This is a genomic window from Aureimonas sp. AU12 (genome assembly GCF_001463705.1).
In the GTDB taxonomy this organism is placed as follows: domain Bacteria; phylum Pseudomonadota; class Alphaproteobacteria; order Rhizobiales; family Rhizobiaceae; genus Aureimonas.
This window is the reverse complement of record NZ_BBWH01000025.1, coordinates 1-3,979: the sequence shown is the minus strand read 5'-3', so window position 1 is coordinate 3,979 and position 3,979 is coordinate 1. Positions and strand designations below refer to the sequence as shown.

At 68.1% G+C, this 3,979-nt stretch carries 5 protein-coding genes; 2 read left to right on the top strand and 3 right to left on the bottom strand.

Going from position 1 to position 3,979, the window contains the following annotated elements:
* On the bottom strand, nucleotides 1–695 hold a 695-nt coding region (locus AUL33_RS10255), incomplete at its 3' end, for an ATP-binding cassette domain-containing protein (protein ID WP_156419359.1).
* 175 nt (nucleotides 696–870) lie between these two features.
* Between AUL33_RS10255 and AUL33_RS10250 the strand changes: the two genes are divergently transcribed.
* Nucleotides 871–1,311 carry a thioesterase family protein gene (locus tag AUL33_RS10250; RefSeq protein ID WP_062207256.1) on the top strand — a complete coding sequence of 147 codons (441 nt, stop codon included), beginning with the start codon at nucleotides 871–873 and terminating at the stop codon, nucleotides 1,309–1,311.
* On the top strand, nucleotides 1,308–1,544 hold the full coding sequence (locus AUL33_RS10245) for a SlyX family protein (RefSeq protein ID WP_244492110.1): 237 nt from the start codon (nucleotides 1,308–1,310) through the stop codon (nucleotides 1,542–1,544). Before AUL33_RS10250 ends, AUL33_RS10245 begins: the two co-directional genes overlap by 4 nt.
* 10 nt (nucleotides 1,545–1,554) lie before the next feature.
* Here AUL33_RS10245 and AUL33_RS10240 read toward each other — a convergent pair whose 3' ends face one another.
* Both AUL33_RS10240 and AUL33_RS10235 read right to left on the bottom strand, forming a co-directional pair.
* Nucleotides 1,555–2,493: a nucleoside hydrolase gene (locus tag AUL33_RS10240; protein ID WP_062207258.1), complete on the bottom strand. Its 939-nt coding sequence runs from the start codon at nucleotides 2,491–2,493 to the stop codon at nucleotides 1,555–1,557.
* Nucleotides 2,494–2,694: 201 nt separating this feature from the next.
* Nucleotides 2,695–3,693, bottom strand: a complete 999-nt coding sequence (locus tag AUL33_RS10235) for a BMP family protein (RefSeq protein WP_062207253.1) — start codon at nucleotides 3,691–3,693, stop codon at nucleotides 2,695–2,697.
* Nucleotides 3,694–3,979: the final 286 nt, after the last annotated feature.

Here is a 3,979-nt window from a genome sequence, read left to right as displayed (position 1 = left end):
AGTTCGCCGGCATTGGTCTCCGCCGTCCGGCGCGTCGCGACGATCTCGCCCCGCCGCATCACCGAGACCTCGTCGGTCACGTCCATGATCTCGCGCAGCTTGTGGGTGATGAGGATGACGGTCTTGCCCGCATCGCGAAGGTGCCGCAGCACGGCGAACAGCTGGTCGGCTTCGGGCGGGGTCAACACGCCCGTCGGCTCGTCGAGGATCAGGATATCGGCGCCGCGATAGAGCGCCTTCAGGATCTCCACGCGCTGCTGCAGGCCCACCGGCAGCGTCTCGATGACAGCGTCGGGATCGATCGCCAGCCCGTGCTCGCGCTCCAGCCGCTTCAGTTCGGCCCGCACGCGGCGGATGCCCGGCGACAGGAGGCCCGACTGCTCGGCGCCGAGCATGACGTTCTCGACCACGGTGAAGTTCTCCACCAGCATGAAATGCTGGTGGACCATGCCGATGCCGGCCGCGATCGCCGCGTTCGAATCGGGGATCGACACGGGCTGCCCGCCGACGCGGATTTCGCCCTCGTCGGCCTGATAGAAGCCGTAGAGGATCGACATCAGCGTCGACTTGCCCGCGCCGTTCTCGCCGACGATGCCGTGGATCGTGCCCTTCTCGACCCGGAGATTGATGTTCCGGTTGGCGCGCACGGCGCCGAAGCTCTTGCTGATGCCGATCAGCTCGATCGCAGGCGCCATGCCGATTCCGGTATCCTTGCCGCTGGTTCGCTCACGAGACTATCGACGCCGTCGCATGAACGCCAGCGGGGGCCAGCGGCGGGAGCGCTCGAAATGCACCCTTGCCCTTTCGCCGCGCCCTGCTTCATGTCGGCCTTCGAGACCCCGAAGCCCACCGAGACAAGACGAGACGCCGATGCCGACCCTTGCCCGCCCCGCGCCGCAGCGCCGGACCGACTACCGCGCCTTCGTCGAGGTCACGACCCGCTGGTCCGACAACGACATGTACGGCCACATGAACAACGCCGCCTATTACAGCTTCTTCGACACGGCGGTGACGAGCTGGTTGATCTCGGTGGGCCTCACCGCCGATCCCGCCGAGACGATGTTCTTCGTTGCCGAGACCGGCTGCCGCTATCTCTCCGAGATCGGCTATCCCGACAGGGTGAGCGTCGGCCTTCGGATCGCCCGCCTCGGCACCTCCTCGGTCGGCTACGAGATCGGCCTCTTCCGCAACGAGGCCGAAACCGCCGCGGCCGAAGGGCTTTTCGTCCACGTCCATGTCGATGCCAGCACCCGCCGTCCGGCGCCGCTGCCGGCAGCGATGCGGACGGCGTTGGAGGGAATTCTCGCATGAGTGACACCAGCATGAGCAACGCGGCCACCAGCGAACGCGAGCGCATCACCGAACTGGAGATCGCGCTCGCGCATCAGGGCCAGACGGTGGAGGAGCTCTCGGCCGAGATGGCGCGGCAGGGCGAAATGCTCGACCGGCTGCAGAAGACGCTGAAGGCGCTGGCGGGGCGCTTTCTCGAACTCGAGGAAGCCGCCGCGCCCCGCGCCGAGATCACCCGGCCGCCGCACTATTGAGAGGCGGGTCTCAGGGCAGGCGAGCGACCCGCTCCGCCAGCAGCGCGAAGACGGCATCGGCATCGCCCGAGCGCACGAAGACGGCGTTCTTCGCCCGGTCGGTGACGCCCCAGTAGTCGGCGACCGTCATGCCGCGCGTCAGCGCGCTGGCGGTCTCGATCTCGACATTGATGTGCCGGCTCTCGAACAGATCGGGCCGCAGCAGGAAGGCGGTGACGCAGGGATCGTGCAGCGGCGCGCCGTCCCAGCCGAACTTCTGGAGATCGTAGGTTTCCGAGAAGGTCAGCATCGCCGTGACCGCCGCGCCCGCCTTGTTGCCGATGCGGCGGAAGGCGTCGATGCGCGAAGGCGTCGCGCGCATGCCGTGCGTGACGTCGAGCGGCAGCATGGTGATGTCGGCGCCGCTGGCGAAGACCACGGCCGCCGCCTCGGGATCGACATAGATGTTGAACTCGGCGGCCGGCGTGATGTTGCCGACCTCGAAATAGGCCCCGCCCATCATCACGATCGCCTCGAGGCGTTCGGCGATGTCGGGCGCCTTCAGGATGGCGAGCGCGACGTTCGTCAGCGGCCCGAGCGCGGCGATCGTCACGCTCTTCTCGGGGTTTCGGCGCACCGTGTCGATGATGAAGTCGACGCCGTGCCCCTCGCGCAGCCTCGCGCTCGGCTGGGGCAGGTCGGGTCCGTCGAGGCCGGTTGCGCCATGCACATGCTCGGCCGTCACCAGCCGGCGCGTGAACGGCCGGTCGGCGCCCGCGAAGACGGGAATGTCGTCGCGATCGGCCAGTTCGACGAGACGCAGCGCGTTGTTGGCGGTGTGATGCAGCGGAATGTTGCCGGCGACCGCGACGATGCCGAGGACGTCGATCTCACCGGGCGAGCCCAGCGCGGCGAGGATCGCAACGGCGTCGTCCTGCCCCGGATCGGTATCGAAGATCACCTTGCGCATCGTCGTCTCCCTCCATCGCCGGAGCCCGCCGATAGCATCCGGCCGGCCGGCGGTCGAGACGAGGTGCGGCGACGTGAGCGCCGTGCGGGCCATCGTCCGCCCATCGGCCCATGCATGAAAAAGCCCCGCCGGACATTGTGCCCGGCGGGGCTTCGTTCAGCTCGCGGTCACGCCCTCAGGCCGGAAAGGCCCGGTCCCCGATCAATAGGGGCAGGCGTTGTCGGTGTTGTAGTTGTGGACCTTCGTGGTGCCGGCGATGATGTCGGCCTTGGCCTTTTCGGCCGCCGCCAGCATCTCGGGCGTCAGCAGCGCCTTGTTGTTGTCGTCGACGGCGTAGCCGACACCGTCTTCCTTCAGGCCGAGGGTCTGCGTGCCCGCGGTGAACTTGCCGTCCTTGGCGTCCGCGAAGGTCTGGTAGACGGCGACGTCCACCCGCTTCACCATCGAGGTCAACACATGGCCGGGATGCAGCATGTTCTGGTTGGAATCGACGCCGATCCCGAACTTGCCGGCATCGGCCACCGCCTGGAGCACGCCGACGCCCGTGGCGCCCGCGGCATGGAAGACGACGTCCGCCCCCTGGTCCATCTGCGAGCGGGCGAGTTCGCCGCCACGCACCGGATCGTTCCAGGCGGACGCCGTCGTGCCCGTCATGTTCTCGAGATACTTGGCATCGGCCTTGGTGGCGAGGATGCCGCCCTTGTAGCCGCAGGCGAAGTTGCGGATGAGCGGGATGTCCATGCCGCCGACGAAGCCGACCGTGCCAGTCTTCGACTGCATCGCCGCGAGCAGCCCGACGATGTAGGAGCCCTCCTCCTCCTTGAAGAGGATCGAGCGTACGTTCGGCAGGTCGACCACCGTGTCGATGATGGCGAACTGGAGGTCGGGATATTCCTTGGCGACGTTCGTCAGCGCCGCCTGCTGGGCGAAGCCGACCGCGATGATCGGCGAGTTTCCGTCGCGCGCGAAGCGGCGGAGCACCTGCTCGCGCTGCGTCTCGTTCTGCATCTCGAACTCGCGATAGGCGGTGCCCGTCTCGGTCTTGAAGCGCTCGGCGCCGTTGAAGGCGGCCTCGTTGAACGACTTGTCGAACTTGCCGCCGAGATCGAAGATGACGGCGGGCTTCAGTTCGGCGGCGACGCCAGCGCCGGCCGTGGAGAGGACGCAGGCGGCGAGAAGGCCGGCAAGAACGTGCTTCATGGGTGGTGCGGATCCCTGTTGCAGGGACGGCCCGTCGCGGCCGCCCGACTCGCCCGAACGCGACATCGCCGGGCACACGCGACCGAGACTGGCACGGCCCGCCCCGTTCCGCACCTAAAATCCGCTGGCGCCCCCTCGGCGATCATCGGCCTTCGAGTCCGGGCCACGGCCGAACAATCGCCATGCCTGCACCGACGCCATCGCCTTCAGATCTTACGCGCCTGGTCGGAGCGCCGGTCCGCGGCACGGCGGGGCCTGCGCCCCAGCACCAGAAGCATGGCCCCGC

Excerpts from the sequence above, each read along its gene's own strand:
- AUL33_RS10250 (WP_062207256.1), top strand. The coding sequence starts at position 871 with ATGCCGACCCTTGCCCGCCCCGCGCCGCAGCGCCGGACCGACTACCGC.
- AUL33_RS10245 (WP_244492110.1), top strand. The coding sequence starts at position 1,308 with ATGAGTGACACCAGCATGAGCAACGCGGCCACCAGCGAACGCGAGCGC.
- AUL33_RS10240 (WP_062207258.1), bottom strand. The coding sequence starts at position 2,493 with ATGCGCAAGGTGATCTTCGATACCGATCCGGGGCAGGACGACGCCGTT.
- AUL33_RS10235 (WP_062207253.1), bottom strand. The coding sequence starts at position 3,693 with ATGAAGCACGTTCTTGCCGGCCTTCTCGCCGCCTGCGTCCTCTCCACG.